Annotated in this window: 30 protein-coding genes, 1 tRNA gene, 1 pseudogene and 1 other annotated feature (1 of these 33 only partly in view); of the genes and pseudogenes, 27 read left to right on the forward strand and 5 right to left on the reverse strand. The window is 39.7% G+C overall.

Annotation, left to right across the window (positions count from 1 at the left end):
* Nucleotides 1-97: a sequence feature (ribosomal protein L20 leader region), on the forward strand (it extends 34 nt beyond the left edge of the window).
* Between the two features lie 15 nt (nt 98-112).
* From infC to pyk, 8 genes and pseudogenes are all read left to right on the forward strand, one after another.
* Complete coding sequence (gene infC / locus O3633_RS07840) at nt 113-643, forward strand: translation initiation factor IF-3 (RefSeq protein ID WP_000848177.1); 531 nt, start codon at nt 113-115, stop codon at nt 641-643.
* 32 nt (nt 644-675) lie between these two features.
* Nucleotides 676-876 (forward strand): 50S ribosomal protein L35, encoded by a 201-nt coding sequence (gene rpmI, locus O3633_RS07845; protein WP_001125942.1) that lies wholly within the window; start codon nt 676-678, stop codon nt 874-876.
* A gap of 50 nt (nt 877-926) precedes the next feature.
* Complete coding sequence (gene rplT, locus O3633_RS07850) at nt 927-1,286, forward strand: 50S ribosomal protein L20 (protein ID WP_000124829.1); 360 nt, start codon at nt 927-929, stop codon at nt 1,284-1,286.
* 57 nt (nt 1,287-1,343) lie between these two features.
* Nucleotides 1,344-1,730 (forward strand): lactoylglutathione lyase, encoded by a 387-nt coding sequence (gloA, locus tag O3633_RS07855; protein WP_000157160.1) that lies wholly within the window; start codon nt 1,344-1,346, stop codon nt 1,728-1,730.
* Nucleotides 1,731-1,788: 58 nt separating this feature from the next.
* A pseudogene (locus O3633_RS07860) lies at nt 1,789-2,302 on the forward strand (B3/B4 domain-containing protein); the annotation flags it as partial.
* 117 nt (nt 2,303-2,419) lie between these two features.
* The gene (locus O3633_RS07865) at nt 2,420-5,521 is read left to right on the forward strand and encodes a DNA polymerase III subunit alpha (protein ID WP_371620919.1); all 3,102 of its coding nucleotides are present in this window, start codon (nt 2,420-2,422) and stop codon (nt 5,519-5,521) included.
* 80 nt (nt 5,522-5,601) lie between these two features.
* Nucleotides 5,602-6,609 carry a 6-phosphofructokinase gene (pfkA, locus tag O3633_RS07870; protein WP_049530926.1) on the forward strand — a complete coding sequence of 336 codons (1,008 nt, stop codon included), beginning with the start codon at nt 5,602-5,604 and terminating at the stop codon, nt 6,607-6,609.
* Nucleotides 6,610-6,673: 64 nt separating this feature from the next.
* Nucleotides 6,674-8,179 carry a pyruvate kinase gene (gene pyk / locus O3633_RS07875; protein ID WP_049530925.1) on the forward strand — a complete coding sequence of 502 codons (1,506 nt, stop codon included), beginning with the start codon at nt 6,674-6,676 and terminating at the stop codon, nt 8,177-8,179.
* A 499-nt stretch (nt 8,180-8,678) separates the two neighbouring features.
* Here the strand turns inward: pyk and O3633_RS07880 are convergent.
* Both O3633_RS07880 and O3633_RS07885 read right to left on the reverse strand, forming a co-directional pair.
* Nucleotides 8,679-8,751, reverse strand: a tRNA-Thr gene (locus tag O3633_RS07880).
* A 122-nt stretch (nt 8,752-8,873) separates the two neighbouring features.
* The gene (locus O3633_RS07885) at nt 8,874-9,617 is read right to left on the reverse strand and encodes a lysophospholipid acyltransferase family protein (RefSeq protein ID WP_371620920.1); all 744 of its coding nucleotides are present in this window, start codon (nt 9,615-9,617) and stop codon (nt 8,874-8,876) included.
* 131 nt (nt 9,618-9,748) lie between these two features.
* Here O3633_RS07885 and O3633_RS07890 point away from each other — a divergent pair, with 131 nt between their 5' ends.
* The 6 genes from O3633_RS07890 (at nt 9,749) to O3633_RS07915 (ending at nt 16,819) form a co-directional block, all read left to right on the forward strand.
* Nucleotides 9,749-12,085 carry a cation-translocating P-type ATPase gene (locus tag O3633_RS07890; RefSeq protein WP_371620921.1) on the forward strand — a complete coding sequence of 779 codons (2,337 nt, stop codon included), beginning with the start codon at nt 9,749-9,751 and terminating at the stop codon, nt 12,083-12,085.
* Nucleotides 12,086-12,186: 101 nt separating this feature from the next.
* Entirely contained in the window at nt 12,187-12,864 is a 678-nt protein-coding gene (locus O3633_RS07895; protein WP_049530922.1) for a tRNA (adenine(22)-N(1))-methyltransferase, read from the forward strand.
* Nucleotides 12,851-13,648 (forward strand): Nif3-like dinuclear metal center hexameric protein, encoded by a 798-nt coding sequence (locus O3633_RS07900; RefSeq protein WP_049530921.1) that lies wholly within the window; start codon nt 12,851-12,853, stop codon nt 13,646-13,648. The genes O3633_RS07895 and O3633_RS07900 overlap by 14 nt, the downstream gene beginning before the upstream one ends.
* Before the next feature lie 16 nt (nt 13,649-13,664).
* Entirely contained in the window at nt 13,665-14,762 is a 1,098-nt protein-coding gene (locus O3633_RS07905) for an NAD(P)/FAD-dependent oxidoreductase (RefSeq protein ID WP_371620922.1), read from the forward strand.
* A 103-nt stretch (nt 14,763-14,865) separates the two neighbouring features.
* On the forward strand, nt 14,866-15,885 hold the full coding sequence (galE, locus tag O3633_RS07910; RefSeq protein ID WP_371620923.1) for a UDP-glucose 4-epimerase GalE: 1,020 nt from the start codon (nt 14,866-14,868) through the stop codon (nt 15,883-15,885).
* Nucleotides 15,869-16,819 carry a glycosyltransferase family 2 protein gene (locus tag O3633_RS07915; RefSeq protein WP_371620924.1) on the forward strand — a complete coding sequence of 317 codons (951 nt, stop codon included), beginning with the start codon at nt 15,869-15,871 and terminating at the stop codon, nt 16,817-16,819. The genes galE and O3633_RS07915 overlap by 17 nt, the downstream gene beginning before the upstream one ends.
* A gap of 102 nt (nt 16,820-16,921) precedes the next feature.
* Here O3633_RS07915 and O3633_RS07920 read toward each other — a convergent pair whose 3' ends face one another.
* Complete coding sequence (locus O3633_RS07920) at nt 16,922-17,119, reverse strand: ferredoxin (protein WP_371620925.1); 198 nt, start codon at nt 17,117-17,119, stop codon at nt 16,922-16,924.
* 45 nt (nt 17,120-17,164) lie between these two features.
* On the opposite strand from O3633_RS07920, the gene O3633_RS07925 reads away from it, so the two are divergent.
* The 6 genes from O3633_RS07925 to pdxT all read left to right on the forward strand — a co-directional run bounded on the left by O3633_RS07925 (nt 17,165) and on the right by pdxT (nt 21,033).
* Nucleotides 17,165-17,653 carry an SAG1386/EF1546 family surface-associated protein gene (locus tag O3633_RS07925; protein WP_371620926.1) on the forward strand — a complete coding sequence of 163 codons (489 nt, stop codon included), beginning with the start codon at nt 17,165-17,167 and terminating at the stop codon, nt 17,651-17,653.
* A gap of 8 nt (nt 17,654-17,661) precedes the next feature.
* Nucleotides 17,662-18,333, forward strand: a complete 672-nt coding sequence (cmk, locus tag O3633_RS07930; RefSeq protein WP_045762908.1) for a (d)CMP kinase — start codon at nt 17,662-17,664, stop codon at nt 18,331-18,333.
* 139 nt (nt 18,334-18,472) lie between these two features.
* Nucleotides 18,473-18,811: a zinc ribbon domain-containing protein YjdM gene (locus O3633_RS07935; RefSeq protein ID WP_045762909.1), complete on the forward strand. Its 339-nt coding sequence runs from the start codon at nt 18,473-18,475 to the stop codon at nt 18,809-18,811.
* A gap of 2 nt (nt 18,812-18,813) precedes the next feature.
* Nucleotides 18,814-19,446, forward strand: a complete 633-nt coding sequence (locus O3633_RS07940; protein ID WP_371620956.1) for a Pr6Pr family membrane protein — start codon at nt 18,814-18,816, stop codon at nt 19,444-19,446.
* A 138-nt stretch (nt 19,447-19,584) separates the two neighbouring features.
* Nucleotides 19,585-20,460 carry a pyridoxal 5'-phosphate synthase lyase subunit PdxS gene (gene pdxS / locus O3633_RS07945; RefSeq protein ID WP_371620927.1) on the forward strand — a complete coding sequence of 292 codons (876 nt, stop codon included), beginning with the start codon at nt 19,585-19,587 and terminating at the stop codon, nt 20,458-20,460.
* Complete coding sequence (gene pdxT / locus O3633_RS07950) at nt 20,461-21,033, forward strand: pyridoxal 5'-phosphate synthase glutaminase subunit PdxT (protein WP_371620928.1); 573 nt, start codon at nt 20,461-20,463, stop codon at nt 21,031-21,033.
* Between the two features lie 29 nt (nt 21,034-21,062).
* Here pdxT and trhA read toward each other — a convergent pair whose 3' ends face one another.
* Together trhA and O3633_RS07960 are read right to left on the reverse strand one after the other, a co-directional pair.
* On the reverse strand, nt 21,063-21,710 hold the full coding sequence (gene trhA / locus O3633_RS07955) for a PAQR family membrane homeostasis protein TrhA (protein ID WP_371620929.1): 648 nt from the start codon (nt 21,708-21,710) through the stop codon (nt 21,063-21,065).
* On the reverse strand, nt 21,700-22,155 hold the full coding sequence (locus O3633_RS07960; RefSeq protein WP_371620930.1) for a DUF1836 domain-containing protein: 456 nt from the start codon (nt 22,153-22,155) through the stop codon (nt 21,700-21,702). Before O3633_RS07960 ends, trhA begins: the two co-directional genes overlap by 11 nt.
* Before the next feature lie 134 nt (nt 22,156-22,289).
* Here O3633_RS07960 and O3633_RS07965 point away from each other — a divergent pair, with 134 nt between their 5' ends.
* From O3633_RS07965 to trxB, 7 genes are all read left to right on the forward strand, one after another.
* Nucleotides 22,290-22,790, forward strand: coding sequence for a GNAT family N-acetyltransferase (locus O3633_RS07965; protein ID WP_371620931.1), 501 nt, complete (start codon nt 22,290-22,292; stop codon nt 22,788-22,790).
* Nucleotides 22,783-23,295 carry a methylated-DNA--[protein]-cysteine S-methyltransferase gene (locus O3633_RS07970; RefSeq protein ID WP_371620932.1) on the forward strand — a complete coding sequence of 171 codons (513 nt, stop codon included), beginning with the start codon at nt 22,783-22,785 and terminating at the stop codon, nt 23,293-23,295. Before O3633_RS07965 ends, O3633_RS07970 begins: the two co-directional genes overlap by 8 nt.
* Before the next feature lie 11 nt (nt 23,296-23,306).
* Nucleotides 23,307-23,663: a Spx/MgsR family RNA polymerase-binding regulatory protein gene (locus O3633_RS07975; protein WP_371620933.1), complete on the forward strand. Its 357-nt coding sequence runs from the start codon at nt 23,307-23,309 to the stop codon at nt 23,661-23,663.
* Between the two features lie 156 nt (nt 23,664-23,819).
* Nucleotides 23,820-24,620 carry an amino acid ABC transporter permease gene (locus O3633_RS07980; RefSeq protein WP_049508615.1) on the forward strand — a complete coding sequence of 267 codons (801 nt, stop codon included), beginning with the start codon at nt 23,820-23,822 and terminating at the stop codon, nt 24,618-24,620.
* On the forward strand, nt 24,620-25,363 hold the full coding sequence (locus O3633_RS07985; protein WP_070459629.1) for an amino acid ABC transporter ATP-binding protein: 744 nt from the start codon (nt 24,620-24,622) through the stop codon (nt 25,361-25,363). The genes O3633_RS07980 and O3633_RS07985 overlap by 1 nt, the downstream gene beginning before the upstream one ends.
* A gap of 79 nt (nt 25,364-25,442) precedes the next feature.
* A complete protein-coding gene (locus O3633_RS07990) occupies nt 25,443-25,667 on the forward strand; it encodes a DUF4059 family protein (RefSeq protein ID WP_371620934.1) in 225 nt (74 codons plus the stop codon).
* Between the two features lie 65 nt (nt 25,668-25,732).
* Nucleotides 25,733-26,644 (forward strand): thioredoxin-disulfide reductase, encoded by a 912-nt coding sequence (gene trxB, locus O3633_RS07995; protein WP_371620935.1) that lies wholly within the window; start codon nt 25,733-25,735, stop codon nt 26,642-26,644.
* Nucleotides 26,645-26,648 lie beyond the last annotated feature (4 nt).

Below are 26,648 nucleotides of genomic sequence, written 5' to 3' on the forward strand. Positions count from 1 at the left end.
GACTAACGTTGTCTGGCCCCTACGGATCAAATTTCAGAAATGAAATACAATCATGTAGTGCGGGTTTGCGTTAGCAAGTCCGCTCTTGTTTTTCTCTAAATTAAAAAAAGAGGTGAAAACCATAGCAAAGCAAGACTTATTCATCAATGATGAAATTCGTGTACGCGAAGTTCGCTTAATCGGTCTTGAAGGTGAGCAATTGGGGATCAAACCACTAAGCGAAGCGCAAGCACTTGCGGATGAAGCTAATGTGGACTTGGTTCTCATTCAACCTCAAGCTAAACCTCCTGTTGCAAAAATTATGGACTACGGCAAGTTCAAATTTGAGTACCAGAAGAAACAAAAAGAACAACGCAAAAAACAAAGCGTTGTGACCGTGAAAGAAGTTCGTTTGAGCCCGGTTATTGACAAGGGTGACTTCGAAACTAAACTTCGCAATGCTCGCAAATTCCTTGAAAAAGGGAATAAAGTGAAGGTATCCATTCGCTTTAAGGGGCGTATGATCACCCATAAAGAGATTGGTGCAAAAGTTTTAGCCGAGTTCGCTGAAGCAACTCAAGATATTGCTATCATTGAACAACGTGCTAAAATGGATGGACGCCAAATGTTCATGCAATTGGCGCCAGCAACTGACAAAAAATAATTGTCAGAAAGTTAAATAAAGGAGAAAAAATCATGCCAAAACAAAAAACACACCGCGCATCAGCTAAACGTTTCAAACGTACAGGTTCTGGTGGACTTAAACGTTTCCGTGCTTACACTTCTCACCGTTTCCACGGAAAAACTAAAAAACAACGTCGTCATCTTCGTAAAGCATCTATGGTGCATTCAGGAGATTTCAAACGTATCAAAGCAATGCTTACTCGCTTGAAATAATCGCGTATTTGTAAGTAAACAATTCTAGGAAATATTTGGAGGAAATATAAATGGCACGTGTTAAAGGTGGCGTTGTATCACGCAAACGTCGTAAACGTATTCTTAAATTAGCAAAAGGTTACTATGGAGCTAAACACATCTTGTTCCGTACTGCAAAAGAACAAGTAATGAACTCTTACTACTATGCATATCGTGACCGTCGTCAAAAGAAACGTGACTTCCGTAAATTGTGGATCACACGTATCAATGCGGCAGCTCGTATCAACGGACTTTCATACTCACAATTGATGCATGGTTTGAAATTGGCTGAGATCGAAGTTAACCGTAAAATGCTTGCTGACTTGGCTGTTAACGATGCAGCAGCTTTCGCAGCTCTTGCAGATGCAGCTAAAGCAAAACTTGGTAAATAATTATTCATAAGACTGGTGCAAGTTTGTCCCAGTCTTTTTTAAACAAGGGAGAAAAAAATGGCTTCTAAAATGCTACACACTTGCTTGCGAGTTGAAAATCTTGAAAAATCAATCGCTTTTTATCAAGATGCTTTTGGTTTTAAGGAATTGCGTCGTAGAGACTTTCCAGACTATGCTTTCACTATTGTTTATCTTGGACTTGAAGGTGATGATTATGAATTGGAGTTGACTTACAACTATGATCACGGACCTTATGTTGTCGGTGACGGTTTTGCTCACATCGCCCTAAGTACACCTGACCTTGAGGCTCTTCACAAAGAACATAGCGACAAAGGCTATGAAGTAACAGCGCCTAATGGACTTCCAGGGACTCAACCAAACTATTACTTTATCAAAGATCCAGATGGATACAAGGTAGAAGTGATTCGTGAGAATTCATTATAGTTCATATCGAGTAGCTTGTAGGCTACTCATTTTTTGAATTTGTAGTAGAATGAAAGAAAAAGAATGGCGTCAGGTGTTCACTAAATTTAAAACCAAAAAAGGTACTCGTTCTTCTATTAAAGCTTTATTAAAACGTGTGAGTCAAGGAAGAGAATTTAATCTAATAAATCATTTGGCAGATATCTATAATAGCTTTTCACTTTCTTACGCAGTTCCTTGTGGGGGAGAAGATTTAGCTAAGATTGTTGGTGACTTCTTGGAGGAGCACGAAGGAATGAATCCTTCTTCCACTAGGGACTGAAAGTGATGCTCCTGCATTAGCTGATGAAATGATTTATTTTGAAGAACAAGATGCGATTTGTCGCTGTTTAAACTGGCGTGAAGCCCAAAGAACCATGTTAATAGAAGAAACTAAAGATGCTGTTTTAGTCATTGAAGCTATCAATGAAGAGCAGGCATCACGAGCTCGGGAAGCAATGCTAGAATTACATACTAAAATTGGTAAATATTTCGGTGTTAGTGGCAAGATTAGTTACTTGATAACTACAAATCCTATCCTAGAGGTAGAATAATGAATGGGAATCACGGTTAATTTAACTGTGGTTCTTTTTTCTACAAGGGAAGAAAGAAATTGTTTTTCTATTTTCTAAAATGGTATAATATAAGTAGAAAAAGGGAGGTGATAGCGAGTGATTGCACAACTTGATACTAAAACGGTTTATAGTTTTATGGAGAGTATGATTTCTATTCAGAAGTATGTTGACCAAGGGAAAGCATACGGCTACTCAGCACTTGGAATCATGGATGTTGACAACCTCTATGGAGCTTATTATTTTATCAAAGAGTGCCAAAAGCAAGGGATCCAGCCCTTATTAGGTCTTGAGGTGACCGTTCATCATAAGGAAGAACTGATTAATCTGCGCTTTCTAGCCCTATCAAATCATGGTTATCGAAATCTCATGAAGCTTTCGAGTCAAAAAATGACAGGTAAAAAGGAATGGACTGATTTTTCTCCTTACCTTGAAGATATTTGCATCATTGTTCCTTATTATTCTGCAATTGATTCCTTGGACTTAGGGCATGACTACTATATTGGAGTGTATCCAGATACACCTCAGTCGAATTTTTCTCACCCCATTCTCCCACTTTATCGTGTTAATTCTTTCGAAGCTGAGGATTTAGAAACGCTCCAAATGCTCAAGGCGATTAAGGAAAATGTGACCTTGCGAGAGGTGGATGTTCAATCGCAACAAGGCTTGTTTTTACCTGCTGACCGTCTTGAACAATTTTTTGTAGAAAAGTTTCCAAAAGCTTTAGACAATCTATCTGAACTGATTGGAGCAACTACTTATGAGATTGATAGTAGTCTCAAGCTTCCTCGTTTCAATCCAGAGAGACCAGCTGTTGAGGAATTGCGTGAAAGAGCAAGAAATGGTTTGCAAGCGAAGGGGCTCCTTAGTCAGCCTTATTTGACTCGTTTAGAAGAAGAGCTATCTGTGATTCACGATATGGGATTCGATGACTATTTCTTGGTTGTCTGGGACCTCTTACGTTTCGGTCGTTCTCAAGGATATTATATGGGTATGGGACGTGGATCTGCAGTTGGAAGTCTAGTGGCCTATGCCTTAGATATCACTGGTATTGACCCTGTGGCTAAGAATCTCATCTTTGAACGCTTTTTAAATCGTGAACGTTATACCATGCCCGATATCGATATTGATATTCCCGATATCTATCGTCCTGAATTTATCCGCTATGTTCGTGACCGTTATGGTAGTATTCACGCTGCTCAGATAGTCACCTACTCGACTTTTGGTGCCAAACAGGCTATCCGAGATGTTTTTAAACGGTATGGTGTTCCCGAGTATGAGTTGACATCCATAACCCAAAAAATTGGATTTAAAGATACCTTAACAAGTGCCTATGAAGGGAATCTAGGATTTAGACAACTGATTCAAGGTAAGATTGAGTACCAAAAGGCTTTTGAAATTGCTAAAAAGATAGAAGGCTATCCTCGGCAAACTTCCATCCACGCTGCTGGTGTCGTGATTAGTGATAAAAATCTAACGGACTATATTCCTCTTAAGTATGGTGAGGATATGCTCATTACCCAGTATGATGCGCATGGAGTTGAAGGAAATGGCTTGCTCAAAATGGATTTCTTGGGCTTACGAAACCTAACTTTTGCTCAAAAAATGCAGGAGCTCTTATTTGAAACTCAAGGAATTCAGTTAAGGATTGAGGAAATTGACCTTGAGGATAGGGGAACTTTAGCCCTCTTTGCAGCTGGGAAGACCAAGGGAATTTTTCAGTTTGAACAACCTGGTGCTATTCGCTTATTAAAGCGCGTGAAACCAGAAAGCTTTGAAGAAGTAGTGGCAACGACTTCCCTCAACAGACCGGGGGCGAGTGACTATATCGACAACTTTGTGGCTCGAAAACATGGTAAAGAAAAGGTAACAGTTCTGGACCCAGTTTTGGAAGATATTCTGGCTCCAACTTATGGCATTATGCTTTACCAAGAACAGGTAATGCAAGTCGCACAGCGTTATGCTGGTTTTAGCCTTGGAAAAGCTGATATTTTACGCCGCGCCATGGGGAAAAAGAATGCTGCCGAGATGCACCGAATGGAGGAGAGTTTTATCCAAGGTGCACTCGAAAAAGGTCATGGAAAGGAACAGGCACAGCAGGTTTTTGCCGTTATGGAAAAATTTGCTGGTTATGGTTTCAACCGATCGCATGCTTATGCTTATGCGGCTTTAGCTTTTCAACTTGCCTACTTTAAGACACATTATCCAGAAATCTTTTATCAAGTCATGCTCAATTATGCTAGTGGAGATTATATTCTCGATGCCCTTGAAATGGGTTTTGAACTAACACCACTCTCTATCAATACAATCCCATATCAGGATAAATTGACAGACAAGACTATTTACTTGGGACTTAAGAGCATCAAGGGGATGCCTCGAGATTTTGCCTATTGGATTTTAGAGAATCGTCCTTTTATAAGTGTTGAAGATTTTGTCACTCACTTGCCTAAAAATTATCAGAAGTTGAGTCTCTTAACTCCCCTAGTCGAGATTGGTTTATTCGATAGTTTCGAGAAAAATCGCCAAAAAATCTTATCCAACTTACCTACTTTATTTATTTTTGTGGAAGAATTGGGTAGTTTATTTGCAGATAATAGCTACAATTGGCTTGAGAGTGAGGATTTTACGCAAGTCGAAAAGTTCCGTAAGGAACATGAGTGGCTTGGAGTAGGTATCAGTCCGCATCCTTTATTGATCTTAGCAAAGAATCCTTTGTACCCAATTGTGAGTTTGTTTGAACTATTTGAAGGGCAGACAGCTACAGTACTCGTTGAGATTCAGTCTATCCGAGTAATCAGAACTAAAAAAGGTGAAAACATGGCCTTTCTGAAAGTTAGTGATAGTAAAACTAAGCTTGAAGTCACAGTTTTTTCTGACCAGTATCGCCAATTTAAAAATCTCTTACATGAAGGAAGATTCTACTACCTTAATGGAAAAGTACAGGCAAGAGATGGTCGGCTTCAATTAGTGTTAAATAATCTAAAAGAAGCAGTGAGTGAACGATTTTGGATACAGGCTGCTGATCATGAACATGATACTGAAATTTATCATATTTTAGAGCAATATAAGGGAGAAATTCCAGTAATCATTCGCTACGAAAATGAACAAAAAAATGTCCTTTTACCGAGTTATTTTGTTGCAAAAGATTTTAGTTTACAGGAATCTTTAAGTCAGATAGTTATGAAAACGATTTATCGTTAAAAATCAATGAAAATAAAAGAATTTTAACTTTAATTATGGTATAATCAGTTAGAATGTTAAAGAAAAAGGAGCAAAACCAAATGAAACGTATTGCTGTTTTGACTAGTGGTGGAGACGCCCCTGGTATGAATGCTGCTATCCGCGCAGTAGTTCGTCAAGCAATCTCAGAAGGAATGGAAGTTTTTGGTATCTATGATGGATACGCTGGTATGGTTGCCGGTGAAATTTATCCACTTGATGCTGCTTCTGTAGGAGACATCATTTCACGTGGTGGTACTTTCCTTCACTCTGCTCGTTACCCTGAGTTTGCAAAACTCGAAGGTCAACTTAAAGGGATTGAGCAGTTGAAAAAACACGGTATCGAAGGTGTTGTAGTTATCGGTGGTGACGGTTCTTATCACGGAGCTATGCGCTTGACTGAGCATGGATTCCCTGCTATTGGACTTCCAGGAACAATCGATAACGATATCGTAGGTACTGATTTCACAATCGGATTTGATACTGCAGTTACGACTGCAATGGATGCCATTGATAAGATTCGTGATACATCATCAAGTCACCGTCGTACTTTCGTAGTTGAAGTAATGGGACGTAACGCTGGTGATATCGCTCTTTGGGCTGGTATTGCAACAGGTGCTGATGAAATTATCATCCCTGAAGAAGGATTCAAGATGGAAGACATCGTAGCAAGTATCAAGGCTGGATATGAACACGGTAAGAAACACAACATTATCGTTTTGGCAGAAGGTGTTATGTCAGCGGCAGAATTTGGTCAAAAACTAAAAGAAGCTGGAGATACAAGCGACCTTCGTGTAACTGAACTTGGTCACATCCAACGTGGTGGATCACCAACTGCTCGTGACCGTGTATTGGCGTCACGCATGGGTGCACATGCTGTTAAACTCCTTAAACAAGGAATCGGTGGTGTCGCTGTTGGTATTCGCAATGAGAAAATGGTTGAAAATCCAATTCTTGGAACTGCAGAAGAAGGAGCTTTATTTAGCCTAACAGCTGATGGTAAGATTGTTGTCAATAACCCTCACAAAGCTGATATTGAACTTTCTGACTTGAACAAGAGCTTGTCATAATCAACTTTAACTAATCTGGTAAAATGACCATAAAAGGTCTAAAAAATAAAGGAGTTTCATAATCATGAATAAACGTGTAAAAATCGTTGCAACTTTAGGTCCTGCGGTGGAAATCCGTGGTGGTAAAAAATTTGGTGATGACGGATATTGGGGTGAAAAGCTTGATGTTGAAGCATCAGCAAAAAACATTGCTCAATTGATTGAAGCTGGAGCTAACACTTTCCGTTTCAACTTCTCACACGGTGACCACCAAGAACAAGGTGACCGTATGGCGACTGTTAAACTTGCAGAAAAACTTGCAGGTAAAAAAGTTGGTTTCCTTCTTGATACTAAAGGACCAGAAATCCGTACTGAATTGTTCGAAGGTGAAGCTAAAGAGTATTCATACAAAACTGGTGAAAAAATCCGCGTTGCAACTAAACAAGGAATCAAATCAACTCGTGAAGTGATTGCTTTGAACGTTGCTGGAGCACTTGACATCTATGATGATGTTGAAGTTGGTCGTCAAGTATTGGTTGACGATGGTAAACTTGGTCTTCGTGTTGTAGAAAAAGACGATGCAACTCGTGAATTTGTCGTTGAAGTTGAAAATGACGGTGTTATCGCTAAACAAAAAGGTGTAAACATCCCTAACACTAAAATTCCTTTCCCAGCTCTTGCTGAACGTGATAACGCTGATATCCGCTTCGGTTTGGAACAAGGTATCAACTTCATCGCGATCTCATTCGTACGTACTGCAAAAGACGTGAATGAAGTTCGTGCAATCTGTGAAGAAACTGGTAATGGTCACGTTCAATTGTTTGCGAAAATCGAAAACCAACAAGGTATTGAAAACTTGGATGAAATTATTGAAGCTGCTGACGGTATCATGATCGCTCGTGGTGACATGGGTATCGAAGTACCATTTGAAATGGTTCCAGTTTACCAAAAAATGATCATTACTAAAGTGAACGCTGCTGGTAAAGTTGTTATCACTGCAACAAACATGCTTGAAACAATGACTGAAAAACCACGTGCAACTCGTTCAGAAGTATCAGACGTATTTAACGCTGTTATCGATGGAACTGATGCTACAATGCTTTCAGGTGAGTCAGCAAATGGTAAATACCCACTTGAGTCTGTTCGTACAATGGCAACTATCGATAAGAACGCTCAAACTCTTCTTAACGAATACGGACGTTTGAACTCAGATACTTTCGAACGTAACTCTAAGACAGAAGTTATGGCTTCAGCAGTTAAAGATGCTACAAACTCAATGGACATTAAATTGGTTGTAACTCTTACTAAGACTGGTCACACAGCACGTTTGATCTCTAAATACCGTCCAAATGCTGATATCTTGGCATTGACATTTGACGAATTGACAGAACGTGGATTGATGTTGAACTGGGGAGTTATCCCAATGTTGACAGAAGCTCCATCATCAACTGATGACATGTTCGAAATTGCAGAACGTAAAGCAGTTGAAGCAGGTCTTGTACAATCTGGTGACGATATCGTTATCGTTGCAGGTGTGCCACTTGGTGAAGCAGTTCGTACTAATACAATGCGTATCCGTACTGTACGTTAATCTAATATTAAAAAGCCTATCATATCAAGCTTTCTAGCTCGTGTGATAGGTCTTTTTTGTGACGAGGGGCAAAATATATCCCCTTCCTTTCAATGCTAAGGTATATAATACAGTTTGTCCTGTAACTTTTGCTGTAATTACAGACTGCAATGGTCATCTTTCTATCTTTATGACTAAACCTAGCTAGGATTTTTTGGATAATAAGTCTATAAGTCTATAAGTGTATGATTGAGGCTTGAGCTTATTACTGTTTGTGCAGAAAGGATTGCTAAAAGATAGGGTTTAGTAGTGTTTAGGAAAATAAAAAAGCTCTCTGGAAAAACCAGAAAGCTTGAGAGGCATCTCCATGTGAGAAATCGGTTCACACAATTTCTCAAGGTCCGCTCCTGCGTTATGACCTCCTTTGCTCAATAGTAGCTCTCGCTACATATCGACTCATCGCAGATTTTATTTTACTATAAAGTCGAAAAAAAGTCAATAAAAAAGAACTGTTAAACAATGCTAATTGCCGGGATCGAACCGGCGACCTCATCCTTACCATGGATGCGCTCTGCCTACTGAGCTAAATCAGCTTACTTAAAAAGTATACTATAGAATCAAATCTTTGTCAATAAAATGTTTTATTTAAAAGTAATCAGCTGTCAGTCAAACTAAAATGGCTTTAGAGAATATCCCTCAGCCATTTTATTCTAACCTAATTGATTTTGTTTTTTTCTGGATTCCAGATAAAACTTGCGATAAAGCTAAAGATGATGGTAACAATTGCAACTAAGACAGCAAGAATCAGTGCTGGTATGCGAATAAACCACCACAAAGGATTTGGTTTTTTATTTGTATGCCATTGTTTTGTTTCCTCATCCAGACGTTGGAATTCTGATTGAATACGTTCAGCAACCATCTCAATTCCTTCATCATTCATTTTCTTAATGTCTGAGATATCGATAGGATTTCCGAAGTTCATATCGACACGTTCACGACTGATGAGTCCTTTTAAGGTCATTGGACCAGTATAAGTAACTGGCATGATGCGAACCTTGGCCATTTTAGCAATCAGAGCTACGCCACCTTTTACATCGTTAGAATGACGACTACCGCTTGGAAACATGATGAGAGATCGGTCGCTCTTTTTAAGGACATTAATAGGATACTTAATGGCAGAAGCGCTAGGATTTTCTCGATCAATAGGAAAGGCACCACACATACGAATCCACCAACCAAAGATTCGGTTGGAGAAAAGTTCCTTTTTAGCCATAAAAATAAACTGTTTCGGTTTGGTCGCAAATGCCATGTAGACAGGATCCCACCAGGTACGATGGGGAGCAACTAGGATATAGTTTTCATCTTGACTCGGAATTTTATTGGTATTATGATAATGAGCATTACCGTTGATAGACCAGAGAATCAACATAACGAGCCCACGAAGATAAGTATAAAACATGGTGTCTCCTTCAAATTTCTTTCTTTTATTATACCTTATCGTTGTAGGACAGGCAAATTTTTTTTGTATAGGCGGAAAAGCTCTTTATATGAAATTAGAATTATTTAAAAAAAAATGATATGATAGAGACTATGGATAAAAATAAAATTATAGGCTTAAGCCAATCAGAAGTTAATGAACGTCAGAAACAGGGGCAGGTCAATGATTTCAAAGCATCAGCTAGTACCAGTACTTGGCAGATTGTAAAACGAAATGTTTTTACTCTCTTCAATGCTTTAAACTTTGCTATTGCCTTAGCACTTGCCTTTGTTCAAGCCTGGAGTAACCTAGTTTTCTTTGCGGTTATCTGCTTTAATGCATTTTCTGGGATTGTAACCGAGCTACGTGCCAAACATATGGTTGATAAGCTCAATCTCTTGAATAAAGAAAAGATTATCACTATTCGTGATGGACAAGAGATAGCTTTGGACCCCGAAGAACTTGTTTTGGACGATGTGATTCGCTTGTCAGCAGGGGATCAAATTCCAAGTGATGCAATTGTATTAGAAGGTTTTGCAGAAGTCAATGAAGCTATGTTAACGGGTGAGAGTGACTTGGTGCAAAAGGAAGTTGAAGACTTGCTTTTGTCTGGAAGTTTCTTAGCCAGTGGGTCAGTTTTGGCTAAAGTTCACCATGTCGGTGCAGATAACTATGCAGCCAAACTCATGCTTGAAGCTAAAACTGTTAAACCGATTAACTCACGTATCATGAAATCGCTAGACCAGCTAGCTGGCTTTACTGGGAAAATCATTATTCCATTTGGAATTGCTCTTTTGCTTGAAGCTTTGGTCTTGAAAGGTTTACCACTGAAGTCTTCTGTAGTCAATTCATCTACAGCTCTTTTGGGGATGTTGCCTAAGGGAATCGCGCTCTTGACTATCACCTCTCTCTTAACCGCTGTTATCAAGCTTGGTTTGAAAAAGGTTTTGGTACAGGAGATGTATTCTGTTGAGACCTTAGCACGTGTCGATATGCTCTGCTTGGATAAGACAGGTACCATCACCCAAGGTAAGATGCAGGTTGAGACTGTCCTTCCTCTGACTCAGGCTTTTGATAAAGATGCTATTGCCAAAATACTAACCAGCTATATGGCTAACAGTGAGGATAAAAATCCAACAGCTCAAGCTATTCGAAAGCGTTTTGTGGGAGAGGTAGTTTATCCGATGATTTCTAGTCTTCCATTTTCAAGCGATCGAAAATGGGGAGCAATGGAGTTGGAAGGTCTAGGAACTGTTTTCCTAGGCGCACCGGAGATGTTGTTGGGTGCTGAAGTTTCTGAAGCTAGAGAAGCTCTTGAACGAGGATCTCGTGTCTTGGTGTTAGCGCTCAGTCAAGAAAAACTTGACCATCACAGGCCGCAAAAGCCATCTGATATTCAGGCTTTGGCTTTGCTTGAGATTCTAGATCCGATTCGAGAAGGTGCTGCTGAGACGCTAGACTATCTTCGTTCTCAGGAAGTAGGGCTGAAAATTATCTCTGGTGATAATCCAGTCACTGTTTCAAGTATTGCCCAAAAAGCAGGCTTTGCAGACTATCAGAGCTATGTAGATTGTTCGAAAATTAATGATGAAGAATTGATAGCCATGGCTGAGGAAACAGCCATTTTCGGACGTGTCTCGCCTCATCAAAAGAAACTAATCATCCAAACTCTGAAAAAAGCAGGTCATACGACTGCTATGACAGGGGATGGTGTCAATGATATCCTAGCTCTCCGTGAGGCAGACTGTTCCATTGTTATGGCTGAAGGAGACCCAGCAACTCGTCAGATTGCAAATCTGGTCCTCTTGAACTCAGACTTCAATGATGTTCCTGAGATTCTTTTTGAAGGTCGTCGTGTGGTCAATAACATTGCCCACATTGCTCCAATTTTCTTGATTAAGACCATCTATTCCTTCCTGCTCGCAGTCATTTGTATTGCGAGTGCATTGTTGGGACGTACTGAATGGATTTTAATTTTCCCATTCATTCCGATTCAGATAACTATGATTGACCAGTTCGTGGAAGGCTTCCCACCGTTCGTATTGACCTTTGAGAGAAACATCAAACCTGTTGAACAAAACTTTCTCAGAAAATCCATGCTCCGTGCTTTACCAAGTGCCTTGATGGTAGTCTTTAGTGTTCTCTTTGTTAAAATTTTTGGAACCAGTCAAGGTTGGTCAGCCATTGAAATTTCGACACTTTTGTATTATCTGTTAGCATCGATTGGTTTCATGTCTGTAGTTAGAGCTTGCTTGCCATTTAGTCTATGGCGTGTGCTCTTGATTGTTTGGTCAGTTGGTGGCTTCCTTGGAACTGCTCTATTTCCAAGAATCCAAAAACTACTTGAAATTTCAACACTGACAGGACAAACATTACCTGTCTATGGCATCATGATGTTAATCTTTATTGTGATTTTTATCTTGACGAGTCGTTATCAATCTAGAAAATAGAGAAAGACTGCAATCCATGATTGCTGTCTTTTTTAGGTGCAGGATTGCCAGATAAAATATGGTATAATAAAGGGAAATAGAGTTTTTGAAAGTGAGAGAAGATGATTTCAAAGAGATTAGAAACAGTAGCTTCTTTTGTTCCCCAAGGAGCTGTTTTGCTGGACGTCGGGAGCGATCATGCTTATTTACCTATTGAATTAGTTGAAAAAGGTCATATTGAAGCTGCCATCGCGGGTGAAGTTGTAGAGGGACCCTATCAATCTGCAGTTAGAAATGTTGAAAGTCATGGCTTAACTGAGAAAATTCAGGTTCGTTTAGCCAATGGTTTAGCAGCTTTCGAAGAAAGTGACCAGGTTTCTGTTATCACTATTGCTGGGATGGGAGGTCACTTGATTGCTACGATATTAGAAGAAGGATTGGACAAACTAGCCGATGTTGAGCGATTGATTCTTCAACCCAATAATCGTGAAGACGAGTTGCGTAGTTGGTTACAAGAACATGGTTTTCAAATTATGGCAGAAAGTATCCTAGAAGAAGCTGGAAAATTTTACGAGATTCTAGTTGTGGAAGCTGGAGAAATGAAATTGTCAGCAAGTGACACCCGTTTTGGTCCTTTTCTATCTAAAGAACTTAGTCCCGTATTTGTTCAGAAATGGCAAAAAGAAGCAAGTAAGCTAGGATTTGCCCTTAGTCAAATTCCAGAAAAAAATCAAGAAGAACGTCAGGTTCTGGCTGATAAAATTCAAGCCATCAAGGAGGTGCTCCATGAAAGCAAGTGAAGTGATTAAGCGTTATGAAGCCTATTGCCCACAAGAATTTTCTATGGAAGGCGATAGTCGTGGTTTGCAGATTGGTACCTTAGACAAGGACATCCAAAAAGTCATGGTTGCCCTTGATATACGTGAAGATACAGTGGCAGAAGCTATTGAAAAGGGTGTAGATTTGATTATCGCTAAGCACGCGCCTATCTTCCGTCCGATAAAGGACTTGGTAGCTAGTCGCCCTCAAAATCAGATTTATATTGATCTTATTAAGCATGATATTGCAGTCTACGTTAGCCATACTAATATTGATATCGTTGAAAATGGTCTTAATGATTGGTTCTGCCAACTGTTAGATATTAAGGATACAACGTATCTGCAAGAAACAGGTCCAGAACGTGGCATTGGACGTATTGGCAATATTAAACCTCAAACGTTTGAAGAATTTGCTAGTCATGTTAAGGAAGTATTTAGTCTAGATAGCCTTCGAATGGTGTATTATAAAGAGACTGATTTGCAAAAAACAATCTCAAGAGTAGCTATTTGTGGTGGCAGTGGGCAGTCTTTCTACTCTGATGCAATAGCAAAAGGAGCAGATGTCTACATTACTGGTGACATCTATTACCACACTGCCCAAGATATGTTGTCAGACGGCTTGTTGGCTCTGGATCCAGGCCACTATATTGAAGTTCTCTTTGTTGAAAAAATTGCAGCGTTCCTGAACGAATGGAAGGAAGAAAATGATTGGCCTTTAGAGGTTATCGCAAGTCAGGCATCGACAAATCCATTCCATCATATCTAGTTAGAAGGTGAAGACAATGAAAAAAGTTGCCATTGTAGGAGCAGGAATTGTAGGGGCAACGGTTGCCTACTATCTTTCTAAAGAAACTGATATCGAAGTAACTGTCTTTGATCATGGGCACGGACAAGCGACCAAGGCAGCGGCAGGGATTATCAGCCCCTGGTTTTCTAAACGACGCAATAAGGTCTGGTACAAGATGGCGCGCCTAGGAGCAGATTTTTATGTAGATTTATTAGCTGATATAGAAAAATCTGGTCAAAAGGTAGATTTTTACCAACGCTCAGGAGTCTTTCTTCTTAAAAAAGATGAGTCCAAACTAGAGGAACTCTATCAACTGGCCTTGCAACGTAGAGATGAATCTCCCTTGATAGGGAAATTAGCCATTCTGGATCAAGAGTCTGCGAGTAAGTTATTCCCTGGTCTAAAGGGATTTGAGAGATTGCTTTATGCTTCTGGTGGAGCTCGAGTAGATGGGCAACTCCTGGTGAGTCGTTTATTGGATGCCAGTCAGGTTAAGGTCGTAAAGAAAGAGGTTAGTCTAACTCCTTTATTATCGGGCTATCAGATAGACAATCAAATATTTGATCAAGTAATTTTATCTACGGGAGCTTGGCTTGGACACATTTTGGAGCCTTTAGGCTATGAGGTGGATGTTCGTCCTCAAAAAGGTCAACTTAGAGATTATCAAGTGCCACAAGACATGGGAACTTACCCTGTAGTTATGCCGGAAGGTGAGTGGGATTTGATACCATTTCCTGGAGGCAAGTTATCTCTAGGAGCTACCCATGAGAATGATATGGGATTTGATCTTACAGTCGATAAAAATTTGCTCCAACAAATGGCTGAGGCAGCGAATCCATTTTATCCGAGTTTAAAGGATGCAGTTTTATCTGGTGAACGTGTAGGAATTCGGACTTATACGAGTGACTTTTCTCCATTTTTCGGACAGGTTCCAAACTTATCAGGAGTCTATACAGCAAGTGGTCTAGGATCTTCAGGGTTAACGACTGGTCCTATTATCGGTTATCATCTAGCTCAAATGCTTCAAGGGAGAAAAGGAGTATTGGATCCAGCAGATTATCCGACTGAAAGATACATTAAAAAGAAACAATAGTAAACCTTTTACCTAGTTTTTACGATAGTCTTAGGAAAGTAAATGACTTTCCCTATCAAAAATGGTAAAATGAAAAAAATAATCCAAGAATTGAGGAAATAAAATGCAAGAAAAAATTCTGGTAACAGGTGGAGCAGGTTTTATCGGAACTCACACTGTCATTGAACTGGTCCAAGCTGGACACCAAGTAGTTGTCGTGGATAATTTGGTAAACAGTAGCCGTAAAAGCTTAGAAGTGGTGGAAAGAATTACTGGCGTAGAAATTCCTTTCTATGAAGCAGACATTCGTGATACTGAAACTCTTCGTGATATTTTCAAACATGAAGAACCAACAGGTGTAATTCATTTTGCTGGTTTGAAGGCTGTAGGGGAATCTACACGTATCCCTCTTGCCTACTATGATAACAATATCGCTGGAACTGTCAGTCTCTTGAAAGTTATGGAAGAGACTAACTGTAAAAATATCATCTTTAGCTCATCAGCAACAGTATATGGAGATCCGCATACTGTTCCAATCCTCGAAGATTTCCCTCTTTCGGCTACTAACCCTTATGGTCGTACTAAGTTGATGCTTGAAGAAATCTTGACAGATATCTATAAAGCCGATTCAGAATGGAACGTTGTTTTACTTCGTTACTTCAACCCAATCGGTGCGCATGAGAGCGGTGATTTGGGTGAAAATCCAAATGGTATTCCAAATAACCTCTTGCCATATGTTACACAAGTCGCAGTTGGTAAGTTGGAACAAGTTCAGGTCTTTGGAGATGATTACGATACAGTAGATGGAACAGGTGTTCGTGACTATATCCACGTTGTTGACTTAGCAAAAGGGCACGTTGCGGCCCTTAAGAAGCTTCAAAAAGGTTCAGGACTAAACATTTACAACCTTGGTACAGGAAAAGGCTACTCAGTTCTTGAAATTATCCAAAATATGGAAAAAGCAGTCGGACGTCCTATTCCATACCGTATTGTTGAACGTCGCCCAGGTGATATTGCAGCTTGCTACTCAGATCCAGCAAAAGCTAAGGAAGAGCTAGGATGGGAAGCAGAACTTGGTATTACAGAAATGTGTGAAGACGCATGGCGTTGGCAAAGCAAGCATCCAAATGGATTTGAAGACTAAGATGACGATTTCAATCATAGTCCCATGTTTAAACGAAGAGGAAGTACTTCCTCTTTTTTATCAAACTCTTGAAGCACTGATCCCAGATTTGGAAACAGAAATCGAATACATTTTTGTAGATGATGGTTCGACTGATCAGACTTTGGACGTTTTAAAGGTTTATCGAGAGAAAAATCCTGCAGTACATTATATCTCTTTCTCGCGTAATTTTGGGAAGGAAGCGGCCATATATGCAGGTTTACAACAAGCAACAGGAGATTTGGTGGTGGTTATGGATGCAGACCTTCAGGATCCACCAAGCCTCTTGCTTGAGATGAAAGAACTACTAGATCAGAATCCGGATTTGGACTGCGTTGGAACACGCAGAACCAGTCGAGAAGGAGAACCCTTTTTACGTAGTTCCTGCGCCGATCTTTTTTATCGTTTGATGCAAAAAATTAGCCCAGTAGCTCTTCCATCGGGTGTTCGTGATTTTCGGATGATGAGAAGATCAGTTGTGGATGCAGTGTTAGAATTGACAGAATACAATCGCTTTTCCAAAGGACTCTTTGCCTGGGTTGGTTTCCGTACTCACTATCTAGAATACCCTAATGTTGAAAGGCAGGCAGGTAAGACAAGTTGGAGTTTTAGACAACTCTTTTTCTACTCTATCGAAGGGATTGTGAATTTTTCAGATTTCCCTTTAATATTAGCCTTTGTTGCTGGCCTTTCGTCGTGTTTTCTGGCTTTGGTGATGACATTGTTTGTAGTTGTTCGTACTCTCGTACTGGGTAATCCAACTTCTGGTTGGACCTCTTTGATGGCTGTCATTCTATTTCTTGGTGGTGTCCAATTATTGACGATTGGGATTCTCGGAAAATATATCAGTAAAATTTATATGGAAACGAAAAAAAGACCCCTCTATCTGATAAAAGAACAGAGTGAGTCAAGATGAGATTTACTAAAAATAAGTCCTTCAAAAGACTATAATTTTCTGGAAAAATATGCTAAACTAGATGAAGCGGGATTTGGAAATCGAATCGCCACTGATGACAAATTAATCTTTGATGAGCGCGTGAGTGGGGCACTGTTTTACAGCTTCCACTAGCTCTTCACTAGCTGGGACGTCTCTCTCTAGTTGATTAGGATCATCATAGAAACGCACAATACCATTATCATGGTAATCAAATAAATCAGAATAGGTTTGGCATAGCCCGCAGGCAATGCATCTTTCAGGTATAAGTGTGATTTTCATATTTATATTGTAATAAGAAATTAGAAAAAAAACAAGGAGTAAGGTATGGAAAAGGAACCATGGCAAGAAGATATTTACGACATCGAGGAAAGTCGTTCAGAGAGAAGAAGTAGAGGAAATAAGGAATCAGGAGTAGGAGCTAATCGTATTTTAACGATTTTGGCTTGTATTTTCTTTGTTATCGTTGTCGGTATGATTGCTATTCTAATCTACCTGTCATCTGGTGGAAGTGATCGTACGGCAGCCTTGAAAGATTTTCATGATTCTTCTGCGCCTAAGGTAGAGGAAGTTTCTTCAACATCATCAAGTAGTTCAGTTGAAGCATCAAGTTCTGAAGCAGAATCAACTTCTTCAAGTAGTTCAGAGGAACATACAAATGCTGAGGGAACCATTACTGTCCTTGCAGGTGAAGGTGAGGCAGCTATTGCAGCTAGAGCAGGCATTTCTATTGCCCAGCTTGAAGCCTTGAACCCTAGTCATATGTCTTCAGGAACTTGGTTTGCAAATCCTGGTGATGTCCTTAAGACAAGATAGGAGTTAGAATGAAAACAATTCAGATCGCCATTGATGGACCAGCATCCAGTGGGAAGAGTACAGTAGCTAAGATTATCGCTAAGGACTTTGGATATACCTACTTGGATACAGGTGCCATGTATCGTGCTGCGACTTACATCGCTTTGAACAACCAAGTAAGTCCAGAAGAGTCTTCTCGACTTCTTGAATTATTGGAACAATATCCGATTAGCTTTGGTCGTGCTGAAACAGGCGAACAGCTTGTTTTTGTTGGGGACGTTGATGTGACAAATCCAATCCGAGAAAATGAAGTAACCAATGCTGTATCTGCTTTTGCAGCCATTCCAGCTATTCGTGAAAAATTGGTAGCCCTTCAACAAGAAATTGCCCAACAAGGCGGCATCGTTATGGATGGTCGAGATATTGGTACAGTGGTCTTGCCTAAGGCTGAATTGAAGATTTTTCTTGTTGCTTCAGTGGATGAACGTGCAGAACGACGTTATAAGGAAAATCTTTCAAAGGGAATCGAAACAGATTTGGAAACTTTGAAAGAAGAGATTGCTGCGCGTGATTATAAAGATAGTCATCGTGAAACCTCTCCTCTTAAGCAGGCTGATGATGCAATCTATTTGGACACAACAGGGCTAAGTATTTTAGAAGTTGTCGAAAAAATTAAATCAGAAGCAGTCAAACATTTTTAATTTGAAATTTTAACCGATTGACCATGATAGTGGTGAGTCGGTTTTTTAGCAATTTGTCAAATTTTAAATTTTAAGGTATAATAGATTCTGTTAACGAAAATTTGACAATCAAACCATCATGAAAATAGAAGGAGATAAAATGAACAATCTACCAAATTGCCCAAAATGTAATTCAGAATATGTCTATGAAGACGGTGCCTTGCTAGTCTGCCCAGAGTGTGCTTATGAATGGAATCCTGCTGAGCAAGCTGAGGTTGAAGAAGGCCTTGTTGCTATAGATGCAAATGGGAACAAGCTAGCTGATGGAGATACAGTTACCTTGATTAAGGACCTTAAAGTCAAAGGTGCTCCAAAAGACCTTAAGCAAGGGACACGTGTTAAAAACATCCGTATTGTTGAAGGTGACCACAACATCGACTGTAAGATTGATGGTTTTGGCGCAATGAAACTTAAATCAGAATTTGTGAAGAAGATTTAATGATGTTGAAAAATAAAACAATTATATTTTATAGTCGTGCTCTTCTCTTTATCGCTGCTTTTCTTGGTGTTTATTTGGAAATTACCAAGCATGGTGGTTTTGGGATGTTGCTCTACTATACAGTGCTTTCTAACCTTTTGGTAACACTTTTTACAGCTTATCTGTTACTAAAGATGCGTGGTGACGATGATAGTTGGCAAAAACCAGGTATTTTACGACTCAAAGGTGGCGTTACCATGAGTATCATGATCACCTGTGTCATTTATCATTTTATGCTAGCACCGATCGCAACAGATTTTTACCGTTTGGAAAATTTCCTTTGCCATTATATTGTGCCCCTCTGGTTTCTAGCAGATACGCTCTTGTTTGATAAGAATCGCCAATATAAGTGGTTTGATCCTATTGTGTGGACAGTCTTGCCTTTGCTCTATATGGGATTTGCTATTCTCAACGGTTTAGTTCTCAAAATGAATATTCCAAATGCTAAGGACAATCCCTTCCCCTATTTCTTTTTAAATGCTAATAAATATGGTTGGGGCTTTGTCTTTAGATGGGCAGCCACTATCTTTGTTGCTTACATGATCTCAGGATATCTGTTTTATCTTGTTAAAAACATTAAAAAATCTAAGAAATAAGAGTACCTTATATGGGTACTTTTTTTGATGATTGATATAATTGTACCCGGACAAATCAATTTTTTTTATCTTGTTCTTGAGTCATTTCTACCTTACAATAAAACTGTAGCTACCAATACAACTATTGAGGAAGAGAAAATGACTGAAAATCGTTATGAATTAAATAAAAATTTGGCACAGATGCTTAAAGGTGGCGTCATTATGGATGTTCAAAATCCTGAACAAGCAAGAATTGCAGAGGCTGCAGGTGCGGCAGCTGTTATGGCCTTGGAGCGAATCCCAGCTGATATTCGTGCAGCTGGTGGTGTCTCTCGCATGAGCGATCCAAAGATGATCAAGGAAATCCAAGAAGCAGTCAGCATTCCAGTTATGGCCAAGGTTCGAATTGGGCATTTTGTCGAAGCACAGATTTTAGAAGCCATCGAGATTGACTATATCGATGAGAGTGAGGTGTTATCTCCAGCTGACGATCGTTTCCATGTGGATAAGAAAGAATTCCAAGTTCCTTTTGTTTGCGGTGCTAAAGATCTAGGAGAAGCCTTGCGTCGTATCGCTGAAGGTGCTTCAATGATTCGTACCAAAGGGGAACCTGGAACAGGAGATATCGTTCAGGCAGTCCGTCATATGCGTATGATGAATCAAGAAATTCGTCGCATCCAAAATCTCCGTGAAGATGAACTCTATGTCGCAGCAAAAGAACTCCAAGTTCCAGTAGAATTAGTTCAATACGTCCACGAACATGGGAAATTACCGGTTGTCAACTTTGCAGCAGGTGGTGTAGCAACACCTGCAGATGCTGCTCTCATGATGCAGCTAGGTGCAGAAGGTGTCTTTGTTGGTTCAGGGATTTTCAAGTCAGGTGATCCTGTTAAACGTGCAGCAGCAATTGTCAAGGCAGTTACAAACTATCAAAATCCTAAAATTTTAGCTCAAATCTCTGAAGATTTAGGTGAAGCCATGGTTGGTATCAATGAGAATGAAATCCAAATTCTCATGGCTGAGCGAGGAAAATAGATGAAAATTGGAATATTGGCCTTGCAAGGTGCCTTTGTAGAACACGAGAAAATGCTTGCTCAACTAGGAGTTGAAAGCATCGAACTGCGAAACCTAGAAGATTTTCAGCAACATCGAAGCGAGCTGTCAGGGTTGATCTTGCCAGGGGGTGAGTCTACAACTATGGGAAAACTCCTACGTGACCAGAATATGCTACTCCCTCTAAGAGAAGCTATTCTCAATGGCTTACCAGTCTTTGGGACTTGTGCAGGCTTGATTTTACTAGCAAAAGAGATTACCACTCAGGAAGAGAGTCATCTAGCGACTATGGATATAGTAGTAGAGCGCAATGCCTATGGACGTCAGCTAGGAAGCTTTTATACTGAAGCAGACTGCAAGGGTGTTGGCAAAATTCCCATGACCTTTATCCGTGGACCTATTATTAGTGAAGTTGGTAAGGGTGTTGATGTTCTGGCAGTAGTGAACAATCAAATCGTTGCTGCTCAAGAAAAGAATATGCTAGTGACTTCATTTCATCCGGAATTAACAAATGATCTTCGCTTGCATCAATACTTTATCAACATGTGCAAATAAAAATAGGTCGGGATTTTCCCGGCCTATTTTTACATGTAATAAACAATGGCAATGTATTGGAGAGCTGAAGCTGCTAGGATGAAGAGATGCCAGATCATGTGGAAGTATGGTTTCTTCTTAGCGTAAAATCCAGCACCAACTGTATAGCAAAGCCCACCTGATACCATAAGAGTCCAAAAGATTGGATTTGTTTGACTGATGATTGCTGGTAGGATAGCCACAACTAACCACCCCATAATTAAGTAGAGAATTAGACTAAATTTTTCATTGACTTTTTCGGTAAAGATTTTATAAAGAATACCGAAAATAGTTGTTCCCCATTGGATAGCAATAATCAGGTAACCAAACCAGTTATTCATCAAGGTCAAAACGACAGGAGTATAAGAGCCAGCAATCGCAACATAAATCATGGAATGGTCGATAATGCGCAAGACATACTTATGAGTGGAACCATAAGCCATAGAATGATAGATGGTCGATGAAAGGAACATGAGAAAGAGGCTAATAACGAAAATCGACACCCCAATCGATGATAAAAATCCATGAGCTTCATAACTATATGTCGATGAGATAGGGAGCAAAATCAGCATGATAAGTGCCCCTACAGCATGGGTGACACTGTTTGCTATTTCTTCTCCAAAACTAAGGCGTTTGCTAAGTTTGAAACTAGTATTCATTTGTTTCCTCCTCTTCGGTTTCTTTATAGACCAGTGCAAGTGTTTGATGATAGAGCTTGACCGTTTGGCAGCTTGCTTGGATAATAGGATTGGCTGGGTCAATGTCTTCGTTCATGTAGTTCACAAAAGCGTTGTAAAGCTCTTCTGAGTTAGTCTCTGTGTGTAGGGTATTCAGCGTTTGAGCAATTTCCTGGATTGAAAAAACAGACTTGAGCGTTGTGATAGCAATCAATCGGGCGATTTGTTTGCGTTGGTATTTTTTCTTTTCAGGTTTGCTGATATAGCCGTGTTTGACATAGTTGTTCACCATTGATGCAGTTAAACCTTTTTCTTTAGTAAGAGAAATAGGGGAACAAACTTTATTTACATAAAGTAGGACCTGATCCAAATAGAGATCAATGTTTGGAATTTCGTCCCATTCTGGGTAGGAAAAAGTAGATTTCATTTCCAACTCCTTTTTATCTAGTTTTGATAACTAGATTATAAAATAATAGAAATCAAAAGTCAAGTTTTAACTGCTTGTAGAAAGCCTTAAATTATGCTATGATGAGAGAAACTAGTCAGAAAAGAGGAGATAAGATGGAAATTCGTTTAGCCTTTCCGAACGAAGTAGATGCAATTATGCAGGTGATTGAGGAAGCTAAAAAATGCTTGGCGGAAGCTGGTAGCACTCAGTGGCAAAATGGTTATCCAAATACTGGTACGATTATCGAAGATATTATCTCAGGTCAGGCTTATGTAGCCCTGGAAGAAGGAGAACTCTTAGCTTATGCAGCAGTAACCAAGAGTCCAGAAAAAGCCTATGAAGCAATTTATGATGGAAGCTGGGAAGGAAGAGAGTCAGAGTATCTAGTTTTTCACTGTATTGCTGTCGCTAGTGATGTGCAAGGGCAAGGTGTTGCCCAGACCTTCTTGGAAGGCTTGATTGAAGGCTTTGATTACCTAGATTTTCGTTCAGATACGCACGCTAAGAATAAAGCTATGCAACATATTTTTGAGAAGCTAGGTTTTAAACAAGTTGGTAAAGTTCCAGTAGATGGGGAACGCTTGGCCTATCAAAAATTAAAATCAAATGTCTAAGAAGTATGCAAAGATGCTGTACAAGTCTCCGATTGGAATCTTATCTTTGGTAGCAGATGATCACTATCTGTTTGGGATATGGGTTGAGGAAGAGAGTGATTTTGAGAAGGGATTATCTGAAAATGATATAACTGCTGTTGAAAGTCATCCCATTTTAAATCAAATTGCTAGCTGTTTAGATGCTTATTTTAAAGGACAAAATCAAGATTTGTCTCAGTTACCTTTGGCTCCTGTCGGTAGTGATTTCGAAAAAAGAGTCTGGAACTACTTGCGGGGAATTCCTTTCGGTCAGACTGTTACTTATGGACAAATAGCTAAGGACTTGCAAGTAGCTTCTGCCCAAGCAATCGGAGGAGCAGTAGGGCGCAATCCCTGGTCTATTCTTGTCCCCTGTCACCGTGTGCTAGGTGCTGGAGGACGTCTGACAGGCTATGCTTGGGGACTTGATAAGAAGGCTTGGCTCTTGAATCATGAAGGTGCAAGTTATCAAGAAAATAAAAAATAGAAAGAGAAAAAATGTTAGAATTTATCGAATATCCAAAATGTACAACTTGTAAAAAAGCCAAAAAAGAGTTAGATCAACTCGGGCTAGAGTATAAAGATGTTCATATCGTAGAAGAAACTCCGAGTGAAGAGGTCATTTTAAACTGGATCGAAACTTCTGGATTTGAGTTGAAGCAATTTTTCAATACCAGTGGAATTAAATACCGTGAACTGGGCTTAAAAGATAAGGTTGGGACTTTATCCAATAAAGAAGCGGCCAAACTCTTGGCCAGTGATGGTATGTTATTAAAACGTCCTATATTAGTGGAGAATGGTGTTGTTAAACAAATTGGTTATCGTAAAACCTACGACAACTTGGATTTGAAATAGTTTTTTTCTATCTCCTTGATAGGTAAAATATATAACCTCACGCTTTTAAAGTATGATAAACTAGTAGGTAGACAAAGTCTCTTCTGCTCGTAGCAAATATTTTAAATCTAGGCAGAAGTATGATAGAATGATTCATTATCAGGAGAGGATGTTTCTATGAATGTTACAACAATTTTAGCATCAGATTGGTACCAAAACTTGATGCAGTATATTCCAGACGGCAAACTGTTTAGTTTTCGTTCTGTCTTTGATGGGATTCCAAGAATTGTACAACAATTGCCAACAACATTGATGTTGACAGTATTTGGTGCTTTTTTTGGTATAATCTTGGCCTTGGTTTTTGCTATTGTAAAAATTAATCGCGTTAGAATTCTTTATCCATTACAAGCATTCTTTGTTAGTTTCTTAAAAGGGACACCAATCCTAGTGCAGTTGATGTTGACTTACTATGGAATTCCTCTAGCATTAAAAGCGTTGAATCAACAATGGGGAACTGCTTTTAATATCAATGCGATTCCGGCCGCAGCTTTTGCCATTGTAGCTTTTGCTTTTAACGAAGCAGCTTACGCTAGTGAAACTATCCGTGCCGCTATTCTTTCTGTCAATCCTGGAGAGATTGAAGCCGCTCGTAGTCTTGGAATGACACGTGCACAAGTTTACCGTCGTGTGATTATTCCCAATGCAGCAGTAGTAGCGACTCCAACCTTGATTAACTCCCTAATCGGTTTGACTAAGGGGACTTCCCTAGCCTTTAGTGCGGGTGTTGTAGAAGTCTTCGCCCAAGCTCAGATTTTGGGTGGTGCCGACTATCGTTACTTCGAACGTTTCATCTCAGTTGCCCTTGTATACTGGGTGGTAAATATCGCTATTGAAAATCTTGGCCGCTTTATTGAGAAAAAAATGGCAATCGAAGCACCAGATAATGCGAAAACAGATGTGAAAGGAGACCTTCGCTAATGATTAAGATTTCAAATTTAAGCAAATCCTTTTCTGGTCAAACCGTCTTGGATCATCTGAATTTAGATATTCAAAAAGGGGAAGTAGTAGCTTTGATTGGTTCCTCAGGAGCGGGGAAGTCAACCTTTCTTCGTAGCCTAAATTATCTGGAAACACCTGATAGTGGAAGTATTCAGATTGATGATTTCAAAGTTGACTTTTCTCAAATTACTCAAGATGAAATCTTGACTCTTCGTCGCAAGTTGTCCATGGTGTTCCAACAGTTCAATTTGTTTGAGCGTAGAACAGCCTTAGACAATGTCAAGGAAGGTTTGGTAGTTGTTAAAAAACTTTCCGACGAAGAAGCAACTAAGATTGCCAAAGAAGAGTTGGCTAAGGTTGGTCTTTCAGATCGTCAACAGCACTATCCTCGCCATTTATCAGGTGGACAAAAACAACGGGTAGCTTTGGCGCGTGCTTTAGCCATGAAGCCAGCAATCTTGCTCTTGGATGAACCTACTTCAGCCCTTGACCCAGAATTGGTTGGTGAGGTAGAAAGATCTATCGTTAATGCAGCTAAATCAGGTCAAACCATGATTTTAGTCAGTCACGATATGTCCTTTGTTTCTCAAGTAGCTGATAAGGTTTTGTTCTTGGATAAAGGAAAGATTATTGAGTCTGGAACACCAGATGAGATTATCAATCATCCTAAAGAAGAACGAACAAAAGAATTCTTTGCTAGTTACAAACGAACCTATATTTGATATAATAGAAGATAAGAAAGACTCAGTTGGCTAGGCTAACTGGGTTTGCTCTTTAAAATTAATAGAAATGAGAGAGAGCATGCTAGTTCAGCTATTTGCTTTGTATTTAGAGAGTTTAGTGTTGACAATTCTAATGGTCTTGATTATTTTGGGACTCTGGATTGGACTTAGAGCTCTGTCTGGGGTTGACAAAACTGCTAAAGCACGTCAAGCCCATTTATACGATATGATTATGATTGGAGTTTTAACAATTCCAGTATTGTCATTTGCAACCATGAGCATTTTGTTGGTTCTCAAGGCTTAATAGTTGTAAAATGGGATTTAATCCGTTAGAATAAAAACAGTTACAACGAGAAAGAAGGAAAGTGAATGTACGATACGATTATTATCGGGGCAGGTCCTGCTGGGATGACCGCAGCCTTGTATGCAGCACGTAGCAATTTGAAAGTTGCTTTGATTGAAGGTGGACTTCCTGGTGGTCAGATGAATAATACCTCTGACATTGAAAACTATCCAGGTTATGCTAATATCAGTGGTCCTGAATTAGCTGAAAAGATGTTTGAACCTCTTGAAAATCTAGGTGTTGAGCATCTCTATGGCTTCGTTGAAAATGTTGAGGATCATGGTGAGTTTAAAAAAGTCGTAACAGACGACCAGGTTTATGAAGCGCGTACAGTTATCGTGGCGACTGGTTCTAAGCACCGTCTCTTGGGGGTTCCAGGAGAAGAAGAACTCAATAGTCGTGGAGTTTCTTACTGTGCAGTTTGTGATGGAGCCTTTTTCCGCGACCAGGATTTGTTGGTTGTAGGTGGAGGAGATTCGGCTGTTGAAGAAGCAATCTTCTTAACACAGTTCGCCAAATCTGTAACCATCGTTCACCGTCGTGATGAACTTCGTGCCCAAAAAGTATTGCAAGACCGCGCCTTTGCCAATGATAAAATCAACTTCATTTGGGATTCTGTTGTCAAAGAAATCAAGGGTGAAAACCGTGTGGAATCGGTTGTGATTGAAAATGTTAAAACAAATCAAGTGACTGAACATGCCTTTGGAGGTGTCTTCATCTATGTTGGTTTAGACCCTGTTAGTGACTTTGTCCAAGAGTTGCAGATTCGCGACCAGGCAGGTTGGATTGTGACAGATGATCACATGAAGACAAGTGTTACAGGTGTCTTTGCGGTTGGGGATGTTCGTCAAAAAGACCTTCGCCAAGTTACAACAGCAGTTGGTGATGGCGCTATTGCAGGTCAAGAGGCCTACAAATATATTACCGAACATTATTAAAAAG

It is taken from the genome of Streptococcus sp. 27098_8_22 (assembly GCF_041432415.1).
GTDB lineage: Bacteria > Bacillota > Bacilli > Lactobacillales > Streptococcaceae > Streptococcus > Streptococcus pseudopneumoniae_M.